The sequence below is a fragment of the Rhizobium halophilum genome (assembly GCF_021648825.1).
Classification (GTDB): domain Bacteria; phylum Pseudomonadota; class Alphaproteobacteria; order Rhizobiales; family Rhizobiaceae; genus Neorhizobium; species Neorhizobium halophilum.
The window spans coordinates 428,124-450,009 of the sequence record NZ_JAKJHS010000001.1 but is presented as its reverse complement, the minus strand read 5'-3'; the positions used below and the strand labels follow the sequence as shown (position 1 = coordinate 450,009).

At 60.4% G+C, this 21,886-nt stretch carries 25 protein-coding genes; 11 read left to right on the top strand and 14 right to left on the bottom strand.

Going from position 1 to position 21,886, the window contains the following annotated elements; genetic code table 11:
• Window positions 1-15: 15 nt before the first annotated feature.
• From LXM96_RS02335 to LXM96_RS02295, 9 genes are all read right to left on the bottom strand, one after another.
• Window positions 16-1,299 (bottom strand): cytochrome P450, encoded by a 1,284-nt coding sequence (locus LXM96_RS02335; RefSeq protein WP_239996741.1) that lies wholly within the window; start codon window positions 1,297-1,299, stop codon window positions 16-18.
• Between the two features lie 9 nt (window positions 1,300-1,308).
• Window positions 1,309-1,593: a hypothetical protein gene (locus LXM96_RS02330; protein WP_239996740.1), complete on the bottom strand. Its 285-nt coding sequence runs from the start codon at window positions 1,591-1,593 to the stop codon at window positions 1,309-1,311.
• The gene (locus tag LXM96_RS02325; protein WP_239996739.1) at window positions 1,590-2,912 is read right to left on the bottom strand and encodes an NAD(P)/FAD-dependent oxidoreductase; all 1,323 of its coding nucleotides are present in this window, start codon (window positions 2,910-2,912) and stop codon (window positions 1,590-1,592) included. The genes LXM96_RS02330 and LXM96_RS02325 overlap by 4 nt, the downstream gene beginning before the upstream one ends.
• Before the next feature lie 390 nt (window positions 2,913-3,302).
• Entirely contained in the window at window positions 3,303-5,834 is a 2,532-nt protein-coding gene (treY, locus tag LXM96_RS02320) for a malto-oligosyltrehalose synthase (RefSeq protein ID WP_239996738.1), read from the bottom strand.
• On the bottom strand, window positions 5,831-7,657 hold the full coding sequence (gene treZ / locus LXM96_RS02315; RefSeq protein WP_239996737.1) for a malto-oligosyltrehalose trehalohydrolase: 1,827 nt from the start codon (window positions 7,655-7,657) through the stop codon (window positions 5,831-5,833). The genes treY and treZ overlap by 4 nt, the downstream gene beginning before the upstream one ends.
• 161 nt (window positions 7,658-7,818) lie before the next feature.
• On the bottom strand, window positions 7,819-7,962 hold the full coding sequence (locus tag LXM96_RS02310) for a hypothetical protein (protein ID WP_239996736.1): 144 nt from the start codon (window positions 7,960-7,962) through the stop codon (window positions 7,819-7,821).
• A gap of 53 nt (window positions 7,963-8,015) precedes the next feature.
• On the bottom strand, window positions 8,016-8,702 hold the full coding sequence (locus LXM96_RS02305; protein WP_239997185.1) for a metallophosphoesterase family protein: 687 nt from the start codon (window positions 8,700-8,702) through the stop codon (window positions 8,016-8,018).
• Between the two features lie 107 nt (window positions 8,703-8,809).
• On the bottom strand, window positions 8,810-9,556 hold the full coding sequence (locus LXM96_RS02300; protein ID WP_239997184.1) for a nucleotidyltransferase family protein: 747 nt from the start codon (window positions 9,554-9,556) through the stop codon (window positions 8,810-8,812).
• A gap of 177 nt (window positions 9,557-9,733) precedes the next feature.
• Window positions 9,734-9,994: a hypothetical protein gene (locus LXM96_RS02295; protein WP_239996735.1), complete on the bottom strand. Its 261-nt coding sequence runs from the start codon at window positions 9,992-9,994 to the stop codon at window positions 9,734-9,736.
• A gap of 119 nt (window positions 9,995-10,113) precedes the next feature.
• On the opposite strand from LXM96_RS02295, the gene LXM96_RS02290 reads away from it, so the two are divergent.
• Complete coding sequence (locus LXM96_RS02290) at window positions 10,114-10,299, top strand: DUF3008 family protein (RefSeq protein ID WP_239996733.1); 186 nt, start codon at window positions 10,114-10,116, stop codon at window positions 10,297-10,299.
• Between the two features lie 104 nt (window positions 10,300-10,403).
• The gene (locus tag LXM96_RS02285; RefSeq protein WP_239996731.1) at window positions 10,404-10,634 is read left to right on the top strand and encodes a hypothetical protein; all 231 of its coding nucleotides are present in this window, start codon (window positions 10,404-10,406) and stop codon (window positions 10,632-10,634) included.
• Between the two features lie 48 nt (window positions 10,635-10,682).
• On the opposite strand, the gene hutX is transcribed toward LXM96_RS02285, so the two are convergent.
• Window positions 10,683-11,204 (bottom strand): heme utilization cystosolic carrier protein HutX, encoded by a 522-nt coding sequence (gene hutX / locus LXM96_RS02280; protein ID WP_239996724.1) that lies wholly within the window; start codon window positions 11,202-11,204, stop codon window positions 10,683-10,685.
• 9 nt (window positions 11,205-11,213) lie between these two features.
• Complete coding sequence (locus tag LXM96_RS02275) at window positions 11,214-11,561, bottom strand: antibiotic biosynthesis monooxygenase family protein (protein ID WP_239996723.1); 348 nt, start codon at window positions 11,559-11,561, stop codon at window positions 11,214-11,216.
• Between the two features lie 177 nt (window positions 11,562-11,738).
• Here LXM96_RS02275 and LXM96_RS02270 point away from each other — a divergent pair, with 177 nt between their 5' ends.
• From LXM96_RS02270 to LXM96_RS02260, 3 genes are read left to right on the top strand one after another with little or no spacing between them, the layout of a single operon-like run.
• Window positions 11,739-12,572, top strand: coding sequence for a heme/hemin ABC transporter substrate-binding protein (locus tag LXM96_RS02270; protein ID WP_239997183.1), 834 nt, complete (start codon window positions 11,739-11,741; stop codon window positions 12,570-12,572).
• The gene (locus tag LXM96_RS02265; RefSeq protein WP_239996721.1) at window positions 12,569-13,657 is read left to right on the top strand and encodes a FecCD family ABC transporter permease; all 1,089 of its coding nucleotides are present in this window, start codon (window positions 12,569-12,571) and stop codon (window positions 13,655-13,657) included. The genes LXM96_RS02270 and LXM96_RS02265 overlap by 4 nt, the downstream gene beginning before the upstream one ends.
• Window positions 13,654-14,436 (top strand): heme ABC transporter ATP-binding protein, encoded by a 783-nt coding sequence (locus tag LXM96_RS02260; RefSeq protein ID WP_239996719.1) that lies wholly within the window; start codon window positions 13,654-13,656, stop codon window positions 14,434-14,436. Before LXM96_RS02265 ends, LXM96_RS02260 begins: the two co-directional genes overlap by 4 nt.
• Here LXM96_RS02260 and LXM96_RS02255 read toward each other — a convergent pair whose 3' ends face one another.
• Window positions 14,437-14,799, bottom strand: a complete 363-nt coding sequence (locus tag LXM96_RS02255) for a YbaN family protein (RefSeq protein WP_239996717.1) — start codon at window positions 14,797-14,799, stop codon at window positions 14,437-14,439.
• 212 nt (window positions 14,800-15,011) lie between these two features.
• Between LXM96_RS02255 and LXM96_RS02250 the strand changes: the two genes are divergently transcribed.
• The 5 genes from LXM96_RS02250 (at window position 15,012) to LXM96_RS02230 (ending at window position 18,764) form a co-directional block, all read left to right on the top strand.
• On the top strand, window positions 15,012-15,407 hold the full coding sequence (locus LXM96_RS02250) for a VOC family protein (protein WP_239996716.1): 396 nt from the start codon (window positions 15,012-15,014) through the stop codon (window positions 15,405-15,407).
• Between the two features lie 8 nt (window positions 15,408-15,415).
• The gene (ung, locus tag LXM96_RS02245; RefSeq protein WP_239996714.1) at window positions 15,416-16,105 is read left to right on the top strand and encodes a uracil-DNA glycosylase; all 690 of its coding nucleotides are present in this window, start codon (window positions 15,416-15,418) and stop codon (window positions 16,103-16,105) included.
• Between the two features lie 133 nt (window positions 16,106-16,238).
• Entirely contained in the window at window positions 16,239-17,171 is a 933-nt protein-coding gene (locus LXM96_RS02240) for a VOC family protein (protein ID WP_239996712.1), read from the top strand.
• Window positions 17,172-17,198: 27 nt separating this feature from the next.
• Window positions 17,199-17,813: an alpha/beta hydrolase gene (locus LXM96_RS02235; RefSeq protein WP_239996710.1), complete on the top strand. Its 615-nt coding sequence runs from the start codon at window positions 17,199-17,201 to the stop codon at window positions 17,811-17,813.
• Window positions 17,814-18,002: 189 nt separating this feature from the next.
• Window positions 18,003-18,764: an ABC transporter substrate-binding protein gene (locus LXM96_RS02230; RefSeq protein ID WP_239996708.1), complete on the top strand. Its 762-nt coding sequence runs from the start codon at window positions 18,003-18,005 to the stop codon at window positions 18,762-18,764.
• Window positions 18,765-18,814: 50 nt separating this feature from the next.
• Here LXM96_RS02230 and LXM96_RS02225 read toward each other — a convergent pair whose 3' ends face one another.
• Both LXM96_RS02225 and LXM96_RS02220 read right to left on the bottom strand, forming a co-directional pair.
• Window positions 18,815-19,387 carry a transglycosylase SLT domain-containing protein gene (locus LXM96_RS02225; protein ID WP_239996706.1) on the bottom strand — a complete coding sequence of 191 codons (573 nt, stop codon included), beginning with the start codon at window positions 19,385-19,387 and terminating at the stop codon, window positions 18,815-18,817.
• A 76-nt stretch (window positions 19,388-19,463) separates the two neighbouring features.
• The gene (locus LXM96_RS02220) at window positions 19,464-20,348 is read right to left on the bottom strand and encodes a DMT family transporter (protein WP_239996705.1); all 885 of its coding nucleotides are present in this window, start codon (window positions 20,346-20,348) and stop codon (window positions 19,464-19,466) included.
• A gap of 188 nt (window positions 20,349-20,536) precedes the next feature.
• On the opposite strand from LXM96_RS02220, the gene LXM96_RS02215 reads away from it, so the two are divergent.
• The gene (locus tag LXM96_RS02215; protein ID WP_239996703.1) at window positions 20,537-21,835 is read left to right on the top strand and encodes an adenylosuccinate synthase; all 1,299 of its coding nucleotides are present in this window, start codon (window positions 20,537-20,539) and stop codon (window positions 21,833-21,835) included.
• Window positions 21,836-21,886 lie beyond the last annotated feature (51 nt).

Below are 21,886 nucleotides of genomic sequence, written 5' to 3'. Positions count from 1 at the left end.
TGCCCCGGGCGCGGCTCACAACAAGGGCCGCGCCTTCGCCTGCTCAATGACGAAGCCACTCTCGGGGAGGGCCGGCACACGGTTCATTCTGACGGAAAGGTTCTGAGGCGGGACAACGTAAAAAGTTTCCTGGCTCAGTAGCCTCACGGATTCCTTGATCAACTCGACGGTCATCATCTCGCCTGGGCAGCGGTGGGTCGAGGCGACGTGTCCTGCACCTTGCGGGATAAAATCATAGCCTTGATCGCGCCAGGAGATGGAACGATCGTCACGGAACACTTCCGGATGAGGAAAGAGCTTCGGGTCGTGGGTGGTGCCAAAGAGGTCGAGCAGAAACCACTGCCCCTTTGGAAAGATATGCTGGCGCCAACGCACGTCCTCCTGCGCCCTTGCGCCGATGAAAGGGAAGAAGGGGCTGATGCGCCGGACCTCTTCGGCGAACTGCTCCAATCGATCCTCATGGCCGTTGCGGAAGAGGTCGGCCCATTCGGATTTCTCATGCAGTTGGAGTGCCGCAAAGACGATGAAGCGCCCGACGGCAACAACCGGACGCAGCATGTTGATTATCTCCACTGCGGCCACATCGACGCTGAGCGCCTCGCCGTCGACGTCGCGGAAGGCCGCAACGCGGTTGAGCGGCAGGGACGGGTCCACGCTGCCCCTTTTGGCCCGTGCCTCCGCCACCAGCTTTCTCACATGCCGCTCCGTCCGACGTCGGCGCCAAAGTGCTCCGACGGTGCCCGGACGGAAATGACCGGCATATTCGACCATGCCTGCAAGTTCCGTCGCCATCTCTTCACTGTCGCCGACCGGCACGCCTGCCCAGTTACAGACCGCGCGGGTAAGGATCAGATGGACTTCGTCGATCAGGACGACTTTTTCATGGTTCTCCCAAGACTGAAGCCGGGCCAGCCACTCCCGCCGGAAAGCGTGCCGCAGACGCTCGACCTCGCCCGGAGCCATGAGGATCGAGATGAACAGCCCCTTTCGGTGCCTGTGAGCGTCCCCATCCAGTTGCTGGACGCTGCCCTTGTCCTGCAAGAGGCGGAGCACCGTCTGCGGCATGGCTTGCTGGCGGGTAAGCGGTGCGTCGCCATAGAAGAGCTCGGCTGCTTCCGGACCTTGCATACAAATCACGTCGGTGAGCGTGAGGCGGGCCCGGAAGATGTCGCTGTTCAGCCGACGGCAGCGGTTCGGGATGAAGTAGTAGCCCTCGCGCAAAAGGGACAAGGTAGCGTCCCACGCGCCGTCGCTGGGGATGGCGGCATGTGTTGGGCCAGATGAGGCTTTGGCAGTCATCCGGCCACCTCAGGTGCGGCGGCCGACTTCGCGGGCCAGATCCTCGAAGTCGAACGTATCACCGCGTTCGGCAGCTTCATTGGCCAGGAGCAGCACACGGATGGGGAACGCGACCGCCTTCTGATGCGATAGTGAGACATCAAGCGGTTGTTGGTCGTTCAGGACTGTCTGTTCCGCCTCTTGCAGCACCTGTTGCAGTTCAGAATAGCTGACGATGCCCTTGCTCACCAGCAGACGGTTGATTGAGGCAATGGCGAGGTAAAGACCTTCCAACTGTGGGTTTGCGGTGTTCATGTTTCCGTCCTTCGTGTCGAAGCCGGCACCTGGGTGGCGGCGTTCTCGTCGATGATGCGCGCGCCGCGCTGACGTGTGGCATAGCGCCAGATCCACTGGATGCTGACGAGCAGACGCTTTTCGAAGTTCACGAGCAGATAGACGTGGACCATCGCCCAAAGGAGCCAGGCCAACCTGCCTTTCATCTGCCAGGTGCCGAAGTCGAAGATCGCCGCATTGCGTCCGATAACGGCGGTGTTCCCGCGATCGCGGAAGCGAAATGCCTCCGGCGCCCGGCCGTCAAGCAGCTTGGCCTTGAGCGCTTCTCCGAGGTAGTCCCCTTGTTGCTTGGCAACCTGCGCCAGGGCCGCGAGCGGTTTTCCGCTCTCCCCCATTCCAAGGGCCGTATCGCCGATCGCATAGATGTCGTTGAAGCCCTGGACCGCAAGATCTGGTTCAACGGGGATGCGCCCGCCAGCCTTGCCTTCGATCCCCAACCAGCTTGCGGCAGGAGAGGCCTTTACTCCTGCGCCCCACACGACGCAGCCTGTCGAAAACGTCCTGCCGCCAGCGATGACTTCGCTCTTGGTGATGTTCTCGACGGGCGTATTGGTGAGCACCTGAACTCCCCCCTCCACCAGGGATCTTTCGGCGTATCGAGCCAGGTTCTCGGGAAAAGCGGCGAGCAGTCGCGGTGCCGCCTCGATCAGGATGACCTTGAAATGGTTTGGAGAGAGGTCGCGGAAATCCCGGGTAATCATGAAACGTCCCAGTTCGGCGATGGCACCTGCCATCTCCACACCGGTTGGGCCGCCGCCTATGACGACGCTGGTCAAAAGCCTCTGTTTTTCCTCGGGGTCATCTGTTCGTTCAGCCTTCTCGAAGGCGACCAGCAACCGCTGCCGGATGAGGCGCGCTTCATGTATCGTCTTGAGCCCCGGCGCCCACGCCCGCCATTCATCGTGGCCGAAGTAGTTGTATTCCGATCCAGTTGCTATGACGAGGTGATCGTAGCTTACCGCACCGCCGTCATCGAATCGAACCGATTTCGTTGTGGGGTCCACGCCATTGACCTCGGCGAGCATGACCTTGATGTTGCGGTAGCGGCCAAGCGTTCGGCGGATGGGCTCCGAGATGTCGGCAGGCGACAGCGCAGCGGTTGCGACTTGATAGAGGAGCGGCTGGAAGAGATTGTGATTGCGCCTGTCAATGACCGTCACATCGATCTCGGCGTTGCCGAGGCTTCGGGCGCAGGCGAGTCCTGCAAAGCCGCCGCCAATGATGACGACGTGCGGGCGCGCCGGTCGCAGTTGTGATACTCGAGAGATCTCTTCCGTCATACTCTCCCCGTGCTCGGCGACATCGACAATGTCGCAGACCGTTCAACACGAACTCCATGCCATTGTTCCAACCCGGAGGGGCTGGAACCTTTTTACCATGCCACCGTTCAACCTGCCGAGAAACACAGGAGAAAACCATGTACAGCATCGTGTGGTTGGTGGGCGCCGTGGTGATTGTGATCGCCATCCTCAACCTGATCGGTATGGCTTGATCACGAATTCCTCGCAAAAGAAAAGGAGAGAAACATGAACAGCATCATCTGGCTCGTTGGAGCAGTCGTCATCGTTCTTGCCATCCTGTCGTTTATTGGCCTCGGCTAAGAAAGACGATTCTCGGAGGGAGAAACGAAGGCCGCCGATTGGGAGATTGGCGGCCTTTTCTTGTATGGCTTACTGCGCGACCAGCACGGAGAACGGGTAAGTTGCGAATGCCCAACTGACGGAGAGGCTGGTGGTCGGCTGGAAGCTCCTGCCCGTGAAGATGTCGCTGTAGCTGCGTCCACCAAGCTCCTGCGGCAGCAAGATTTCCGTGTGGGCCCAAGGCTCCGACACCGGCAAGCCGCCTTGGCGGAAGGCGTTGAAGACGAGGCGCGGCGCGATGACGATCACCGCTGCATCCTGGCTCTGGCGCGAAAAACTCACGAGGTGGGGGGCGCGGTCGCCACGGGAGCTGAGCGGCATGTAGTTGCCTGAGGCAAAGAGATCCGGCAACCTCTGTCGTAGGTTCAGCACCGTCCTAATCATGTTTTGCTTCAGCCGACCGTTGCGCCAGTCCTCTTCTTCCGAAGGTAGTGCTCCATCGTCGACAAGTGCGCTTTTCAGCAGCCCGAACTCTGGGGGGCGGCGGTTGTCCGGATCGACCAGGCTGAGGTCAAGACGCTCGCTGCCCTGGTAGATGTCCGGCACCCCTGGAGCCGTCATCTTGATCAGCGTCTGGGTAATCCCGTTGACAAGTCCCGCGCGAAGGAAGGGCACGAGCGTGTTCTGGAAATCGGAAAGAAACTCGCTGTCTAGGGACAGAAGCCGCTTCGCGTAAGATTTGACCGCGTTTTCGTATGCTTCGTTCACGTCGTTCCAACTGGTGCGCTGCTTTGCCTCGCGAAGCGCTTTCTCGACATAGTCGAGGAACCGTTCTTCGAGAGCTTTCAAATCATTCGCATCACTCACCGATGGATCAGCAGGCCAGGCTCCCGCCAATGCCTGGTAGAGCATCCATTCGGTAGAGGGTTCAGGGGCCGGACCATCATCCAGGGAAGCGATATTCACTTGGTTCATGGCGCGCCAGCGCTCAACCGCCGCGGCCCAGACATCGGGAGCCTCGCTGATCGCGTAGAGCCGGGCCCTCGCGTCCTCCCCGCGCTTGGTGTCATGCGTGGATGTGCCTGACAGTCCGTGCGGCTGGCGCTGCAGACGAACCTGCATTTGCGCGTGGAAGCGTTCCAGGGACGCCGCCTTCGGCTCCGCCTCGCTCCCGACTTCGTTCAAGGCGAGGAAGCGGTGGTGACGGAAGAAGAGCGTGTCTTCCAGGGACTTTGCCATCAGCGGTCCGGTCAACTGCTGGAAGCGAGTGCGGAAGAGGGAAGCAATACCCGCCTGTGGCGCCGGCACCTTTCCGAGAAGGATGCGCTCAATGAAGCCGAGTGCATCAGGATCTGGAGCATGTGGCCCGTCTTTCACCGACTGAACAACGGCTGCCAACAGGTCCTGCCCCTCCTGCGGCATTCCCCGCTCCGTTCCATAGGTCCGGTAGACATCGAAGGCGACAAGGAGTTCACGAAGGGCATTGTGCACGGCATCTGCATCTGCGGGTCCGGTTCCACAGGCTTCATGCAGCTTCAGAGCAAGCCTGCGCAGCGTTGCAACCTCGCCCTCAAAGTTGTTGTTCGCCATCAGCAGCTTGGCTTCACGCAGAGCTTCCAGCGGCTGCGCGGTCTTCTCCGTCAGGGCGTCATAGGCTTTGCTCAAGGTTTCGGTCTTACTGCCATCCACCAGCACATTGGCAAGCGAGCCGATGAATTCGTATCCGGTGGTCCCGGAGACCGGCCAGTCGGATGGCAGTTGTTCGCCTTCGCCCAGTATCTTCTCGATGACGATATAGGTGTCGGGACCGACTGCCTGGCGAAGCCGGTCCAGATATCCCTTCGGATCAGCCAACCCGTCGACGTGGTCGATACGAAGGCCGTCGACGCGGCCATCTCTGACCATCTCCAGCACAGTGCGGTGGGCCGCATCGAAGACCTCCGGATCCTCCACCCGCAAGCCGACGAGGCCCGTAATCTCGAAGAAGCGACGGTAGCTGAGATCGCGCGGTGCATCGCGCCAGGACATCAGGCGCCACGGCTGCTGCTCGTGGACGGCGGCGATTCCGGCCGGGTCAGCGATAGTCAAGACCTCGTCTTCCCGTCCTTGATAGGTGGCGGGGGAGAGCGGGTAGTAGGTCTCGTAATAGGCGAGAGAAGGTTTTCCCGTCTTTGGGTCCTTCTGAATCGACAGATCCCCGTCCGCAAGAACCTTGTCGAAGGTATCGCCAAGGAAGGGCAGCGTCAGCCTGCGGGTCCAGTCGATGTCGAAGTAATGTGAGAATCGGCTCGCCTGGCCGTGTTCCACCACGTCCCGCCACCAATGGTTCTCCAGCGAGGCGGCCATGTGGTTCGGAACGATGTCGAGGATCAGGCCAAGGCCATGCTCTTGCAGCACTCGCGAAAGACGATCAAACCCCTCGCGACCACCGAGCGTTGGGTCGAACTCATTGGCATCCGTTACGTCATAGCCGTGGGTCGAGCCGCTGGTCGCGGTAAAGATGGGGGAGGCGTAAAGGTGGCTGATGCCGAGACGCTTCAAATAGGGAACCAGTGCGGCAGCACCATCGAAGGTCATGCCGTTGCGGAACTGAAGGCGATATGTAGAGGAGGGGATCTTCACGCCTTGCCTCCAGCCGTGGCGGTCACGATGATGGAGCCAGCGGGCAAGCTGCCGCCCGAGCCATGCGGCGGGAAGCTGTAGATCGGGTCTCCCGGAAGGTTGGGCAGCGGCCTGGCTTCAGTGCCGAGATTGATCGCCATGCCAAGTTTTCCCTCCGGAAAATCCCATGCGACGGCCACCAGTCCGTTCGCGGCCTCGACAATCGTTCCGCCAGCCTCCCTTGCATTGCGGATCAATGGGACGATCCTTTCCTTTCGTAGTGTCAAAAGCTGCTTCGTGAGTTCCATCCACTCCCGCCCTTCGTCGGTGGTGGGCTCGGTCCAGTCCAGCTTGCAGTCGCTGAAGGTGCTTTGTGCATTGGGATCCGGGATTTCTTCATCCTCATGACCGTGTCCGGCATGGCCCTCGAACTCTCGCCTGCGGCCTTCTCGAACGGCCTTTGCCAGTTCGCCGTGGAAGTCCGTGAAGAACAGGAAGGGGCGGGTTTCGCCGTATTCCTCTCCCATGAACATCAGAGGGATGTGGGGGGACAGCAGAAGTGCAGAGAGCAGCGCCTTGACCTTCTCGGGACCTGCCAGCGACAGCAGGCGATCGCCGAAGGCACGGTTGCCCACCTGGTCGTGGTTCTGGATGAAGTCCACGAAGGCGATGGGCGGTTGCTTGCGGCTGTCGACGCCGCGGATCTCACCGCTTACCTTTGATTTCTCGCCCTGGTAGGCGAAGCCTTCGGCAAACGTGCGGGCTACAAGACGCTCCGTCTCTTCCGCGAAATCGCGATAGTAACCATCGGTTTCTCCCGTCGCATAAACGTGGATGGCGTTGTGCAGGTCGTCGTTCCACTCTGCCGTGAACCGCGGAATACCTCCCTCGGCGTTTCGCTCATGAAGGAAGGTAACGTTGCGCGAGTCCTCCGTCGTCAGGTGGATGAGACGTTCAGCGAACTCTGCGCGGATACGCTCGGCGATCTCGATCAGAATGTGCGTTCCCGATTTGTCGTCGCCGATCTGATCGATGGCATCGAATCGCAATCCATCGAGCTGGAATTCGTCCAGCCAGTAGAGCGCGTTCTCGATGAAGAAGCGGCGGACAGCATCGGTTTCGTAGGCGATTGCTGCGCCCCAGGGCGTCTTTTTTTCAGGATGGAAGAAGCTCGGCGCGATCACCGGCAGATAATTCCCTTCCGGGCCGAAATGATTGTAGACGACATCGAGAAGGACCATCAGGCCGTGGCCATGGGCAGCGTCGATGAAGGCTTTCATGTCCTCCGGCTGGCCGTAAGCACGGTGCGGCGCATACAGCAGGACGCCGTCATAGCCCCAGCCGCGATTGCCCGCGAACTGTGCCACAGGCATGATTTCCACGGCGGTGATGCCGAGTTCCACCAGATGCGGCAGTTTCTGGATGGCCGATCGGAAGGTGCCTTCGTCGGTGAAGGTCCCAACATGCATCTCGTAAATAACGGCTTCTTCCCAGGGGCGACCCCGCCATCCCGCATTGCGCCACTCATAGTTCGTCGGGTCGATAACGAGCGACGGACCACTGACCTCGTCCTTCTGGCCGCGCGAGGCCGGATCGGGAATAGGAGTGCCGTCTGCCAGTACGAAGGCGTATTCTGTCCCGGCGGCAACCCCCGTGGCCAGAAGTTCAAACCACCCGTCGTCACTACGGCTCATCGGAGTTTCGCTGGTCCCGAGACGCAGGACCACCTCCTGCTGGCCCGGTGCCCATAGCCGAAAGCGCACTTCGCCTAAGGCTACGAATTCCGCCCCCCAGGTCTTTGGAAAGGCGCGGAACTCATCGTTTGTGTTCACTGCAGATGTCATGCGGAAGCCCCCTGATGCGGAGACGTTCAAACGGCCAAAGCGGGTGCTTGTTCCCGCACATGACGTCGGCGATGCGAGGGAGCATCCGAGGTGCCTCGCCCGGTGAAACAGCCTATCCCTGCTTCACCTGACGCCCCGGAACACGGTGCTGTTTCTATAGGCTAGCGTTTCTCGTCGCTTTCTTTGTTGCGCACGTCACGGCCATTTTCCTTGGCTTTCTTGTCATTCCGCGCAAGCTCGTGCTCGACAGTTTTGCGCGAGCCTTCAGCGGGTTCCTGATCGAGATGGGATGCGTTCTGCGTCATCGATGGTCTCCTTTATGATGTAGAACAAAGGACGGCGGCGCGGGTTCCTCACGTCAGAGTTCGAGCAAAGCGTAGGGCTTGCCGGTGGGCTTCTCGATGTGTGCAGCAACGTTGTAGACAGGCGCCCCGCCGGGTGTTCGCCCCTCATACGTTCCTCGGTGTGCATGGCCATGGACGACGGCGCTTACGGGGAAGCGGTCAATCGTTTCCGCCAGCCGCGACGAACCGAGGAAGGGGAAGATCTCAGGGGGTTCGCCGGCCAGGGTCTCAGGAATGGGTGCGTAATGAAGCACCACCATTGCCCGTTCGGATCTTACCTGACGGAGCGCGTTTTCCAGTCGCATGGTTTCGTCCACGCTTTCCGCCACCATCGCCTTGATGGCAGGTTCGCCAAACGACCCGAGCATGTAGCGGCCAAAGCCGCCGGCAAAACCCTTGACGCCGGCGAACCCCACGCCATTGATCTCGACCGCCTGACCTTCCAGCAGTTGCACGCCCGCCTCTTCGAAAATCTCCTTTACCTCGTCCACGTGACCGCATTCGTAGTCGTGGTTGCCCAAGACAGCGACGATGGGAATGGAGCAAGAGCGCAGGTCTGTGGCAAGCAGTTCCGCTTCCTTGGGCTTGCCGAGGTCGGTGAGATCGCCTGCAAGAACAAGGATATCCGCAGCCTGGGAGATCTCGGAAAAGAGGTCCTTGTACGAGGGGGACCCGTGTTCCCTGATATGGAGATCGCCCATCGCAGCTACCCGCTGCTTTTTGCTCTTTTCCGTCTTCGCGCCACCTTCGGGAATTGCTGACTCGGTCACTTCGCTCCTCCTTCTGCTTCTTCTTGGTCGCCGCGGAGCTAGCCTTCTCCGCCGACGTCAGCGAAACCCCATTCCTTGACGTCGATCTCGAAATCAACGCGGCTGAACATGCGTCCGCGGCAGATCTTCATCTGCGGCAGCGGCAGTTGACGTTGCGCCTGCAGACGATCGAGCAGTTCGTCCAGCAGCCAATCCGGAACTTTGTCGCGCTCGGTGGGATAGATCCAACGAAAGTTGAGGAGGTGGATCAGAAGCACCTCCCAGTGCACCTCCATATGGTTGAGCAGGCGTTGCCAGTCGATCTGGTCATGGGCGCGCAGGATCACATGCACCACGTCTCCGCCGTCATACCGGTGGCGCAACTGGACAAAGCACTTGGACCAGATGAGTTCCGTCGGAGCAATGATGCGGACATGGTGACCGTTCAGCTCCATCTGGCGCGCGTTCTCGAACCACGCATCGCCAATGGGCATGGTGCCATTGGAACCGGCAAAGATGACGTCGAAAAAGTGATTGCCCTTGATGACTTTTCCAAGCCAGCGATCGTCTTCGACCTCTATGTCGTAACCCCGCTCTTTGAAATGGGCGAGGATACGAGCGTAATCGCCGGCACGGCAGAAGATGTCGAGATCCTTCGTCGGACGTGAGATCCCGGTATAGGCACTCACCGCATAGGTTCCAGCGAGCAGGAAGGGAATGCCGCAGAGAGCCAGCTCCGAGAGCGCGTCTTGCACGAAGGCTTCGGCATCTGCGTCGGCAAGCGTCGGTGAGGCTTTGGCAAGCATATGTGGCATGGCGTCCATTCTATCGCGCCGCGCACGATCTTCAGGCGCTGCGGTCTCGGTGACCATGGTTCTCTCCAAGTTCAGCGGCAGGGGGAACTGCCGGCACTTTGCAAGGTTCCGCTTGAACGAAAAGCGGCTCCCTTTCGGGAGCCGATCTGCGATTGTTGTTGGATTCGGTTACCGCTCCGGATTGTCGGCGTTGGCCAATGCGCTGATGCTGCCGTCGTCGTTCTCGATGTCTTCCCGTTCATCAAGGTCCTCCAGGTCGGACTGGACGAGATAGGTATCGCCCCCACCGAGACGCGAGGCCTCCTTGACCGCGCTTGGGTTTGTAACATCGGCTTGGGCATGCAGAGCATCTTCCGCACGCTCACGGCCTTCCTGCTCGAACCGGGCAGAGGCATTGGTGCTGTCGGCGGTCTTGTCCTTCGCATCCATGATCAGGTCCTTTCTTCATGTGTGGCGTCCCAACGGCAGGGTGCGTCACTTGGTTCCCCGGGCCTGGAACCAAGGCACCGGGCTTCAAGTTCGATGGTCATCGAGATCAGGAGGTAGACATGCCCGCAAAATCGAAAGCTCAGCAGAAAGCTGCAGGTGCAGCCCTTGCCACCAAGCGCGGTGACATGAAGAAGAGCGCGCTCAAGGGTGCCTCGAAGAGCATGGAGAAATCCATGAGCGAAAAGGAACTGCACGAGATGGCCTCGACCGATCGCAAGGGCAAGCCGGAGCACGTGTCGCAATAGCACCTGCCTCCAAAGCAGGCATCCTCATTCGTTCGCGGGGACGGGGCTGCCTTGCGTCGGCGAGGTGACATCACCGAGACAGAATTTCATACTGGAGGACAGACATGCCGCCCGACGACCTCGACAAGACCCTTGCCGCGATGCCGCTTCGAGTGGGAACCTATGTGCCGGATGATCTGCTGGAGGACTGGTTCGCGCCGGGAACTGGCATGAACCCGGTTAGCGAGGATGCGCTCAAGGCGGCGGAAGCCTATGGCCGCCGCTTTGAATGCGAGTTCAAATATTATCCGGAGCGCCAGGAAGGGGTCTTCTGGAAGTGGGTGCCGGCGATATGACGCTGGCTTGAGGTGAGGTCCTGTTCAAAGAGCGCATATTCTCGCGAGCTAAGCGGTGTAGCGCCTTTTCAATGCTTCGAATTTATCCAATTGCTCTGCAATCAGTTCGCGTTGGGCGTCACGGCGAACGAAGACCTTGAACATCGCCGAACCTTTTTCGTTCATGAACCAGACCGAACACGAGCGGCGTCCATGGAATGGCCTGTCGACGAACGTGATCGACGCGCAATTATCCTTACGGATATGGCCGCCGATGGGGCTGTCACCATGAATGTTGAACCATCCGTGCCCCTCCGACCCTGCGGGCAAGCTTCCTTCGGCCTCCAGCACGATGTCTTCGGTGTGAACGATGAAGAGCACCTCGCCCCATGAGGTGATGTCCGTCCAAATGTCCAGGAACGCGTCCTTCGGTGCAATGACGGCGGCGCCTGCCGGAAGAATCGCGAGGATTTCTGCCGGCGTCACCTCGGCCTTGGCAGCAAGTGCCTCGACAACGCCATCCGGCTTCTCTGCCAGGGCTGTCAGCGCACGGTGACGTCGCTCATCGGGTGTCTGGGCCAATGCGGTCATGACGCCCCCTTACGCTGCGTCAGCCTTGCGGGCGCCGTTGCGATCTTCGTGGATGATGACCTCGAAGCCTTCGAAATGCGGACCGGACAGGTATTCTATCTTGCCGCGGCTCTCGCCAGCCTTTGCATGAGCCGCGCGGAACTGTTCAGACTTTGTCCATGCCTGAAAGTGCTCGAAGCTCTCCCACACCGTGTGCGAGGCATAAAGGGTATGATCTTCGGCCTTCGGGCCCTTGAGCATGTGGAATTCGACATAGCCGGGCATTTCCGCAAGCCGGCCTTCGCGTCCGCGCCACATGGCTTCAAATGCCTCTTCATAACCTGGAACGACGCGGAAGCGGTTCATTGCGATGTACATTTTGATGTGCCTCTTAAAGTTTCCGTCTCCACTCAAGATATCTGCTGACCCCCGTCTTGAAAAGCCAAAAAAACTTGCGTAACTGAGTCAAGTTATAGCCGCTAAGGCAGTCGGGAGGGGCCCGTGTTCAGATCCTGTTTTTCTTATAAGGCGGTCGCATTCGTGGTGGTGTCGGCTATGCTTGCGCACAATGCCGCTCATGCCACGGATGCCAGCAACCCTGCCGCGCAACGTATCGTATCGGTGGGCGGCACCGTGACCGAGATTCTTTATGCGCTGGGGGCGCAGGATCGGATCGTTGCATTGGATTCGACGAGTTCCTATCCGGCTGAAGCGACCTCCAAGCCTGACGTCGGCTATATGCGCCAACTTTCCGCGGAAGGCATCCTCGCACAGGAGCCGGATCTTATCTTGGCGGAAGACGGGGCAGGGCCTCCGCCGGTGCTGGACATTCTGCGCTCCAGCAAGGTGTCGATGGTCCTGGTTCCCACCCCTGCATCCGCCGATGGCATTCAGCAGAAGATCAATGCTGTGGGCGCTGCGGTCGGGCTCGCCGACCAGGCCGAGGCCCTCGCGGCAAAGACCTTGAAAGACCTTGCCGCGATCAACAATGAGGTCGCGAGCCTCAAAGAACCGAAGAAGCGTGTCCTTTTCGTCCTGTCGCTCTCCAATGGGCGCGTCATGGCGAGCGGCAGCGGGACGGAAGCAGCCGCGATCATAGAGATGGCGGGCGGGGTCAATGCCGTGTCTGATGTCTCGGGCTACAAGCCCCTGACGGACGAAGCGGTGATTGCCGCCAGGCCGGATGTCGTTCTCTCCATGATGCGAGGAGACCACAAGCTGACAGCGGAGGATGTATTCAGCCTGCCGGCGCTTCAGGCAACGCCGGCCGCTGCCGACAAGGCGCTGATCACCATGGACGGCCTCTTCCTGCTGGGCTTTGGCCCCCGCACCCCAGACGCGGTGCGGACTCTTGCAGGCCAGCTATACCCCGGAGCCATTGGCGGATGAAGGTGTCGAGCCTGCCGTTTAGCGGCGCCACGGCTGAGGGGGATCGCTCAGTCCAGGGTGCACTCGTTCTTTGCGGACTGGCGGTGCTTCTGTTTGCCGCGACCCTGGTCTCGCTCAGCAGTGGTCCTACGGGTGTGGGGCTAGGTGAACTCTGGCGTTATGCGACCGGCAACGCGAGCCAGTTGGCGGCACAGGATCTGGTTGTGCTGGAAGCCGTGCGCCTGCCGCGAACGGCGCTCGGCATTCTGGTTGGTGCGGGCCTGGCAGTGTCCGGCGCGATGATGCAGGGCCTTTTCCGCAATCCTTTGGCGGATCCCGGCATCGTCGGTGTCACTTCTGGTGCCGCGCTTGCCGCTGTCGTGGCGATCGTCCTTGGCCCGACATTGCTTTCGCCCTTGACCCGCATCCTGGGCAATCAGTTCCTGCCGCTGATGGCCTTTTGCGGCGCACTGGCGAATACCTGGGTTCTGTACCTCATCGCCACTCAGGATGGCCGCACCTCCACCACGGCGCTGATCCTGTCAGGCATTGCCATTGGTGCCTTGAGCGCAGCCGTGATGGGTTTGTTGATCTTCCTTGCTGACGACCGCCAGTTGCGGGACATCACCTTCTGGAGCCTCGGCTCGCTTGGTGGAGCCACGTTCGGACGCGTGCTGTCGGTCCTTCCTTTCGTTGCGGCGGTGCTGGTTGTTATTCCCTTCGTCGCTCGCGGCCTCGACGCACTGATCCTGGGGGATGCCGCAGCCTTCCACATGGGAATCCCGGTGCAGCGGCTGAAGAAGGTGGTGATCATTGCCGTTGCGGCCGCCTGCGGCTCCACGGTCGCCGTCGCCGGATCGATCGGCTTCGTCGGCATCATCGTGCCACATCTGCTGAGGCTGTTGATGGGACCGTCGCACCGTTTCCTGCTTCTCGGTTCGGCATTGGGCGGTGGAGCGCTGCTTCTGCTTGCCGACAGCGTGGCGCGTACCATTGCGGCGCCTGCGGAGCTGCCGATCGGCGTGATCACCGCGCTCTTCGGTGCACCCGTGTTTCTATTCCTGCTGCTTGGCAAGGGCGGCATCCGGTTGAAGGACATGCCATGATCTGCGGGCGGGACATCACGGTTGTGCGGTCCGGCCGCAAACTCCTCGACGCGGTCAGCATGGAACTCCGCCCAGGGCAGTTCACCGTCGTGATTGGCCCGAACGGGGCGGGCAAGTCGACATTGATGAAGATCCTGTCCGGGGAGATTGCTCCGGATGAAGGGGAGGTCTCCTACTTCGGCTCGGCGGCTCAACTTTATCCTCCGGCGGAGTTGGCGCGGCGCCGAGCCGTGCTGCCGCAGGCGGTGCAGTTGGCGTTTCCGTTCACGGCGCTGGAGATCGTGCGCATGGGAGCGGTGGCGCAAGGCGCACTGCAACCCACGGAGCAGGCTCGGCGGGCACTGTCGAAAGTCGGCCTGCGTGGCTTCGAGGCCCGGCCTTATCCGTCGCTTTCGGGCGGGGAGCAGCAAAGGGTGCAGTTCGCGCGGGCGTTGGCACAAGTGCCGGAGGCTGTTGTGGATGACATGCCGCGGGCGCTTTTTCTCGACGAGCCGACCGCGAGCCTCGACCTTGGTCATCAAATCTCGGTGCTGGAAGTGGCGCGCGACTTTGCCAGGGCGGGAGGCATCGTCTTTGCCATTCTCCATGACCTCAACCTCGCGGCCGAGTTCGCAGACCACCTCGTCGTGCTGGATCAAGGCAGGGTGGTGGACGCGGGCGCCTGCTGCCAGACGGTCAGTGACCGGACGATCGGCGCTGTCTATGGGATTTCAGGGGCGGTGGGGCGGCTGCCGGCTGCGCATATTCCCTTCGTGCTGCCCCAGTCGCGGCATCGGTGATCAGGTATCCGGTTCTGGCCGCGTCACCACGAACAAGGCTGGAGCGATCATGACCGCGGCAACGACTACGGCACGCCAGAAGGGTGGGGAGGTGCCAAACCAGAAGATGGCATAGCTCACGGCCATCATAACGACGGCTGCTATTTTTGCCTTGCGGGGGATCGCCCCTTTCTCCCGCCAATCGCGCAAGGGCTGGCCGAATTTGGGATGGTCGAGAAGCCAGGCCTCAAGTCTTGGCGAGGAACGGGCAAAGCAGGCCACCGCGAGGATCAGGAAGGGTGTCGTCGGCAAAACAGGCAAGAATACACCGATCACTCCGATGGTCACGAACAGCCACCCAAGGCTCAGGTAGATAGGGCGCATTCTCAGCTCGTCTCCGAGATGGCTGATGGTTGCGTCACCGCGTTACCAAAAACCTGCTACAGCGCGTCAAGATATGATCACCCATGCCGGAAATTCAATCAGCGGGACTGGCCAGTGGGGTGTAAATTCAGCTTCCGATTCGAAAGAACGGCATTGGCAAGCCCCCCTTGATTGCCGATAAACGGGCCGACAATTGGCAAGGAGTGCGAACGATGGCGAAGATGATCCATTCGATGATCCGGGTGCTCGACGAAAAGCGCTCGTTGGACTTCTACGAGAAGGCCTTTGGCTTGAAAATCGCGGAGAGGGTGCCGTTCGATGGCTTCACGTTGATCTACCTCTCTAATGCCGAAACCGGCTTCGAGCTTGAACTGACGGTCAATGCCGGACGCGACAAGCCGTATGATCTGGGCGATGGCTATGGCCATCTGGCGGTATCGGTCGAGGACGTTGAAGCAGAGCACAGGCGATTCAGCGAGCTGGGCCTGACGATCGGAAAGCTGGTCGACATGCCGCGTGACGGCAAGCCTTTCGCACGCTTCTTCTTTGCAACCGACCCGGATGGCTACAAGATCGAGGTGCTTCAACGCGGCGGCAGGTTCTTGTAGAGGCTGCCATGGTGGATGAGGTGAAGCTGGAGGAAAGCTGGAAGCAGGCCCTGGCGCCTGAATTCAGCAACCCGTACATGAGCGAACTTCGCGGCTTTCTCCTGAGCGAGAAGCAGGCCGGCAAGCGCATCTTCCCCAAGGGCGCGGAGTATTTCCGTGCGCTCGATCTCACCCCGCTCGATCAGGTCAAGGTCGTGATACTGGGCCAGGATCCTTATCACGGTCATGGCCAGGCACATGGCCTCTGCTTCTCGGTGCAGCCGGATGTCCGTATCCCTCCGTCGCTGGTGAACATCTACAAGGAACTCCAAAGTGACCTCGGAATTCCGCCCGCCAAACATGGCTTCCTCGAGCAATGGGCGAGGCAGGGTGTGCTGCTGCTGAACAGCGTTCTAACGGTGGAGGAAGGGCGTGCGGCATCGCATCAGAGGAAAGGCTGGGAGCGCTTTACCGATGCGGTCATCCGCGTCGTCAACGAGCGCTGTGATGGCGTCGTCTTCATGCTCTGGGGTTCATACGCTCAGAAAAAGGCAGCGTTCGTCGACTCCAGACGGCATCTGGTTCTGCGCTCGCCGCATCCATCGCCACTCTCTGCCCATAACGGGTTCTTTGGCTCTCGCCATTTTTCGCAGGCCAATGATTTCCTGGTGTCTCGCGGCAGGACCGCGATCGACTGGAAACTGCCGGATCCCACTTGATTTGTGAACGGAGATCTACTTCGCGGCATTCAAAAAGTGAACAATGCGTTCGTCCGAGCCCCCTATACGATCGCGGTGGCGATCGCCAGATATAACCCCAGAGACAGGCTCACAAAGCCAGAAGGGGTTTTAGATGCTCGATCAGATCAAGGGACTGCATCACGTCACATCGATGGCGGCGAGTGCGCCTATAAACAACAAGTTCTTCACCGATACGCTCGGCCTGCGCCGGGTAAAGAAGACCGTCAACTTCGACGCGCCGGACGTCTACCACCTGTATTACGGTGACGAGGTGGGCACGCCAGGTTCGGTGATGACCTATTTCCCGTTCCCGCATATCGCCCGCGGCCGTCCCGGCACGGGGGAGGTGGGGACCACGCTGTTCTCAGTGCCGGAAGGCTCTTTCGGATACTGGACCGACCGGCTGACCAGGGCCGGAGCGGAAGGTCTGAAAACGGCCAGCGCCTTTGGCGAGAACCGGCTCCACTTCGCCGGGCCCGACGGTGACGGGTTTGCCCTCGTCGAAGTCAGGGATGATCCGCGGGAAGCCTGGACCGGCAATGGCGTCGGCGAGGACTATGCGATCCGGGGCTTCCACTCCGCCTCCATGAGGCTGCAGGACGAAGGTGCGACGGCAGAGCTTCTGAAGTTCATGGGATATCAGCGGCTCGATGCGAAGGATGGCGTCCTGCGCCTGGGCGTGCCGGGCGGCAACGGTGCCGATGTCATCGATATCGAGACGATGCCGAACATCAACGGGGCGCGGCTCGGTGCTGGTTCGGTTCACCACATCGCTTTTGCAGTCGAGAACCGCGAGAAGCAACTCGAGGTCCGCAAGGCGCTGATGGACACGGGTTACAATGTGACGCCGGTGATCGACCGGGACTACTTCTGGGCGATCTACTTCCGCACCCCCGGCGGCGTGCTGTTCGAGATCGCCACGAACGAACCCGGCTTCGACCGCGACGAGGATACGGCGCATCTTGGCGAGGCCCTGAAACTGCCGACGCAGCACGCCCATCTGCGGGCAATGCTCGAAGAACATCTCGAACCGCTGGACGCCTGACGTGTGAGGCCTCCAAAGGAGAATACAATGAGTCATGAGAGTTACATCCATCGCGCCAAGCCGGGTGAGGCCGGTGCGCCCATTCTCTTCGTGTTCCATGGTACCGGCGGCGACGAGAATCAGTTTTTTGATTTCGGAACGGTGCTCCTGCCGAATGCCACGGTGATCTCGCCTCGCGGCGACATCTCGGAACATGGCGCTGCGCGTTTCTTCCGCCGCAAGGCGGAAGGCGTCTATGACTGCGAGGATCTGGCCCGCGCCACCAACCGGATGAGCGAGTTCGTGTCTGCAAACCGGGAGCATTATGGGGCGGGGCCGGTTCTGGGTCTCGGCTTCTCCAACGGCGCCAATATCCTCGCCAGCATGCTGATCCACAAGCCGGGGCTGTTCGAGGCGGCGGTGCTGATGCATCCGCTCATCCCATTCGAACCGGAGAAAAGGGCGCAGAGGGCGAGCAGCCGCATCCTGATCACAGCAGGCGAACGGGATCCGATCGCATCGGTGGAATGGACGCAGTCGCTGGCTGACTATTTCACTCGCTCAGGAGATGAGGTCAGCCTTGAGTGGCATCCGGGCGGACATGAAATTCGTGCAAATGAAATCGATGCGGCCAAACATTTTTTCGCGACGCTTGGGGCATGAGGCGGCTCAGGGTGTAGCGCCAAAGGAAGATGTGTCGCGACGGCCAAACACGCTGCCGGCGCGCTCCAGCGTGTCTTAAAGCGTCACGATTGGTGTCAATAGAGCTGGGGACGACCCTCAGCTCTTTCCAGACGGGCAGCCATTCCTCTAAGCTGCGTCAGGTCCAATGGCCGCCAGAGAGGAAAAAGAATGAAAACACTGCTCGCATCCACCGTTCTCGCAAGCATCGCCGCCTTTGCCTCGGTCGCCCATGCGCAGGTTAGCGAAATCCGTATCGCCACGGAGGGCGCCTATCCACCTTTCAACTTCATCGACGCAGACGGCTCGATGAAGGGCTTCGACGTGGATATCGCCAATGCGCTTTGCGAAGAAATGAAGGCGAAATGTACGATCGTGGCACAGGATTGGGACGGGATCATTCCTGGTCTGATGGCTAACAAGTATGATGCCATCATCGCGTCCATGAGCATCACCAAGGAACGCAAGCAACAGATCGACTTCACCAACAAGTACTACACCACGCCCTTGGCCGTAATTGCTCCCAAGGACGGCGACGTGGACGGCGTCTCCGTCGAAAATCTCGAAGGCAAAGTGGTCGGCGCTCAAGCCTCTACGACGCAGGCCAACTACGCCACAGACGTCTACGAGAAGGCGGGGATCGAGGTGAAACTCTACCCAACGCAGGAAGAAGCGGCCGCCGACCTCCAGAACGGCCGGATCGACGCACTCATTTCAGACAAGTTCGTGGTCGCCGACTGGCTCAACAACGATGGCAAGGACTGCTGCAAGATGATCGGAGATGTGCCCGGCACGGAGACCGAGGCCGGAATCGGCATCCGCAAGGGCGAGGAGGCGTTGAAGGAGCGCTTCAACAAGGCAATCGACGCCATCGTCGCGGACGGCACCTACGGAAAGATCGTCGCCAAGTACTTCCCCTTCGACATTTACTAAGGTCGCCGACCCACAAAAAGCCGTCGCCCTCCTTGGCGGCGGCTTTTTCGTCAGTAGCCGCAGGAGCGCAGCTGCGCTTCATATCTCTGGGCGATGGCGGCTGAGCGTTGCGCACCCTTGCGCGCTGTCGAGGTGAAGGATCCGCGCGCGTAGCCGGCGTGGCCCGTGTAATAGGCGAGGTAGAGCTTGTAGCTGTCGTTGCGGGGGATCCCGTTCTTGACGCTGCTGCGGTGGTGGTACCACCCTACGAAGTGGATTGCGTCGCCGAAATCACTGCGGCGCGCGGACCAGCGCCCGGTCGCACGCTGGTATTCCATCCAAGTGCCGTCGAGTGCCTGCGCATATCCATAGGCAGATGACTGCCGCTTCCAGGGAATGAAGCCGAGGAGCTTGGTGCGCGGCGGACGCGCGTTGGAGCGGAAGCCGGACTCGGTGTAGATCGTGGCCATCAGGATGGGGACCGGCACGCCGAACTCGCGCTCGACCTTCCTTGCCTCCCTCGACCAGTTGTTGAACAAGCCGCTGCGCTGTTCGAAAATCGCGCAGGCGTTGTTGATCCGGTTAGGGGCAGACGCACAGGCTGAGAGCAACAGCAGGAGCGCGACGGAGAACGCAATACGCATCGCTAGACCTCTTGATTCAAGAGAGTCATGACGATTAAAATTTAATGAAAGGTTTAGGCGTCCGGAAGCCGCTGCTTTACGAAGCGGGTTTTCCCCGTTCTGCGATCGCGATCCCTCCCAGCGCCAGGACCAGGGCAGCGACATGGAAGGCCTGCAGGTCTTCTCCGATGATGGCCACGGAAAGCAAGGTGCCGAAGACCGGGATCAGGTTGATGAACAGGCTGGCGCGATTGGGACCGATACCTTCGACGCCCTTAATGTAGAGCACCTGCGCGAGCAGGGAAGCGAACAGCGCGGTGTAGAGGATGATCGTCCAGCCCTGGGCATCTGGCCAGATCGCCTGGTTGCTGGCGTGTTCCCAGAGCGCAAGGGGGACAGTCGTCAGAAGGGCAAAGAGGGCCGGAAAGGCCATGAGCGTGCGCCAGTCGATCATCGGCTTCCACCGCAGCGACACAGTATAGATCGCATAAGCGACAACGGCGATCAGCATCAGAGCGTCGCCATAGTTGACCGTCAACTGCAGGAGAGTTGCCAAATCGCCGTGGGCCGCAGTCAGGGCAACCCCGACAAGGGTGAGAGAGAAGCCGAAAATCTGCGCAACCGAGACTCGGGTCCTAAACAGCAGGAAGTTGATAATGAAGATCAGCATCGGAATGCCGGCCTGCTCAATCGCGACGTTGATCGCGGTGGTGTACTTGAGCGCGGTATAGAGCGTCGCGTTGAAGGTCGTGTAGCCGATCACGCCGTAGAAAACGAGGATCGGCAGGCGCTTCCTGACGATCCGCCAGTCCTTGATAAGCTGGGGCACTGAGATTGCGAAGATGATCGCGACGGCGATCGCCCAGCGCCAGAACGTCAGCATCATCGGGCTGACATGCCCGATCGCCAATTTGCCGGCCACTGCGTTCCCGCCCCAGGAGAGCGTCGCGATCACGAGACACAGGTAGGCCTTCTTGTGCAAGGGAGACTCCAGCGGAAACGAGGCAGGGGGATGCCAGGGTGACAGGCTGATAGCCCCAGGGTTCATGATTTGTCACGTAAAAACCGCTTTTGTCGCGACAAACGGTTCGCTTTCCATGCATCTTGGTTTTATAGATGCGCCGGTTTGAGTGGGCGCAACAGCTTGCGCGGAATTAGGAAAGCGAAGAAATGACGAACGTCGTGGTGGTCGGTTCCCAATGGGGCGACGAGGGCAAGGGCAAGATTGTTGACTGGCTGTCTGAGCGAGCCGACGTCGTCGTTCGGTTCCAGGGCGGGCATAATGCCGGCCACACCCTCGTGATCGACGGCGTTTCCTACAAGCTGTCGCTTCTGCCATCGGGTGTTGTGCGACCGGGCAAGATGGCCGTCATTGGCAACGGCGTGGTGGTAGATCCGCACGCCCTCATCGCAGAGATCGAAAAGCTGGCTGGACAAGGGGTCCAGATCACGCCGGAAAACCTGCGGGTCGCCGATAACGCCACGCTGATCCTCTCGCTTCACCGGGAGCTAGACGGGATGCGCGAGGATGCAGCGTCCAACAGCGGTACGAAGATCGGCACGACCCGCCGCGGCATCGGCCCCGCTTACGAAGACAAGGTCGGTCGTCGCGCAATTCGTGTGATGGACCTCGCCGATCTCGATACGCTCGGCGGGAAGGTCGACCGGATCCTCACGCACCACAATGCCATTCGCCGCGGTCTAGGCGCCCCGGAGGTCTCCTATGAAGCGATCATGGAGGAGTTGACGTCGGTTGCCGACAAGATCCTGCCCTTCCGGGAGACCGTCTGGCTGTTGCTCGACAAGGAGCGCCGCAAGGGGGCCCGCATCCTTTTCGAAGGCGCACAGGGTTCGCTGCTCGACATCGACCACGGGACCTATCCCTTTGTCACGTCCTCCAACACCGTGGCAGGCCAGGCAGCGGCCGGTTCTGGCATGGGACCCGGCTCCCTCGGCTATATCCTTGGGATTACCAAGGCCTACACGACCCGCGTCGGCGAGGGGCCCTTCCCAACTGAACTGCATGACGAGGTCGGCCAGTTCCTTGGGGAAAAGGGGCATGAATTCGGCACCGTGACTGGCCGCAAGCGTCGTTGCGGCTGGTTCGACGCCGCGTTGGTTCGGCAGTCTGTTGCAACGAACGGCATCACCGGGATTGCCTTGACCAAGCTCGACGTCCTCGACGGCCTTGATGAGCTGAAGATCTGCGTCGGCTACAAGCTCGACGGGCAGGAGATCGATCATCTTCCGGCAAACCAGGCGGCGCAGGCGCGCGTCGAGCCGATCTATGTTACCCTTGAAGGCTGGAAACAGTCCACCGTCGGCGCGCGCAAATGGGCTGACCTGCCTGCACAGGCCATCAAGTACGTCCGTCAGGTGGAGGAGTTGATCGGCGCACCCGTGGCCCTACTTTCCACCAGTCCCGAGCGGGACGATACGATACTTGTGACCGATCCGTTTGAAGACTAATGTTCACCTTTGATTGACCATCTTTTGGTGAACGATCAATGATCATGAGAA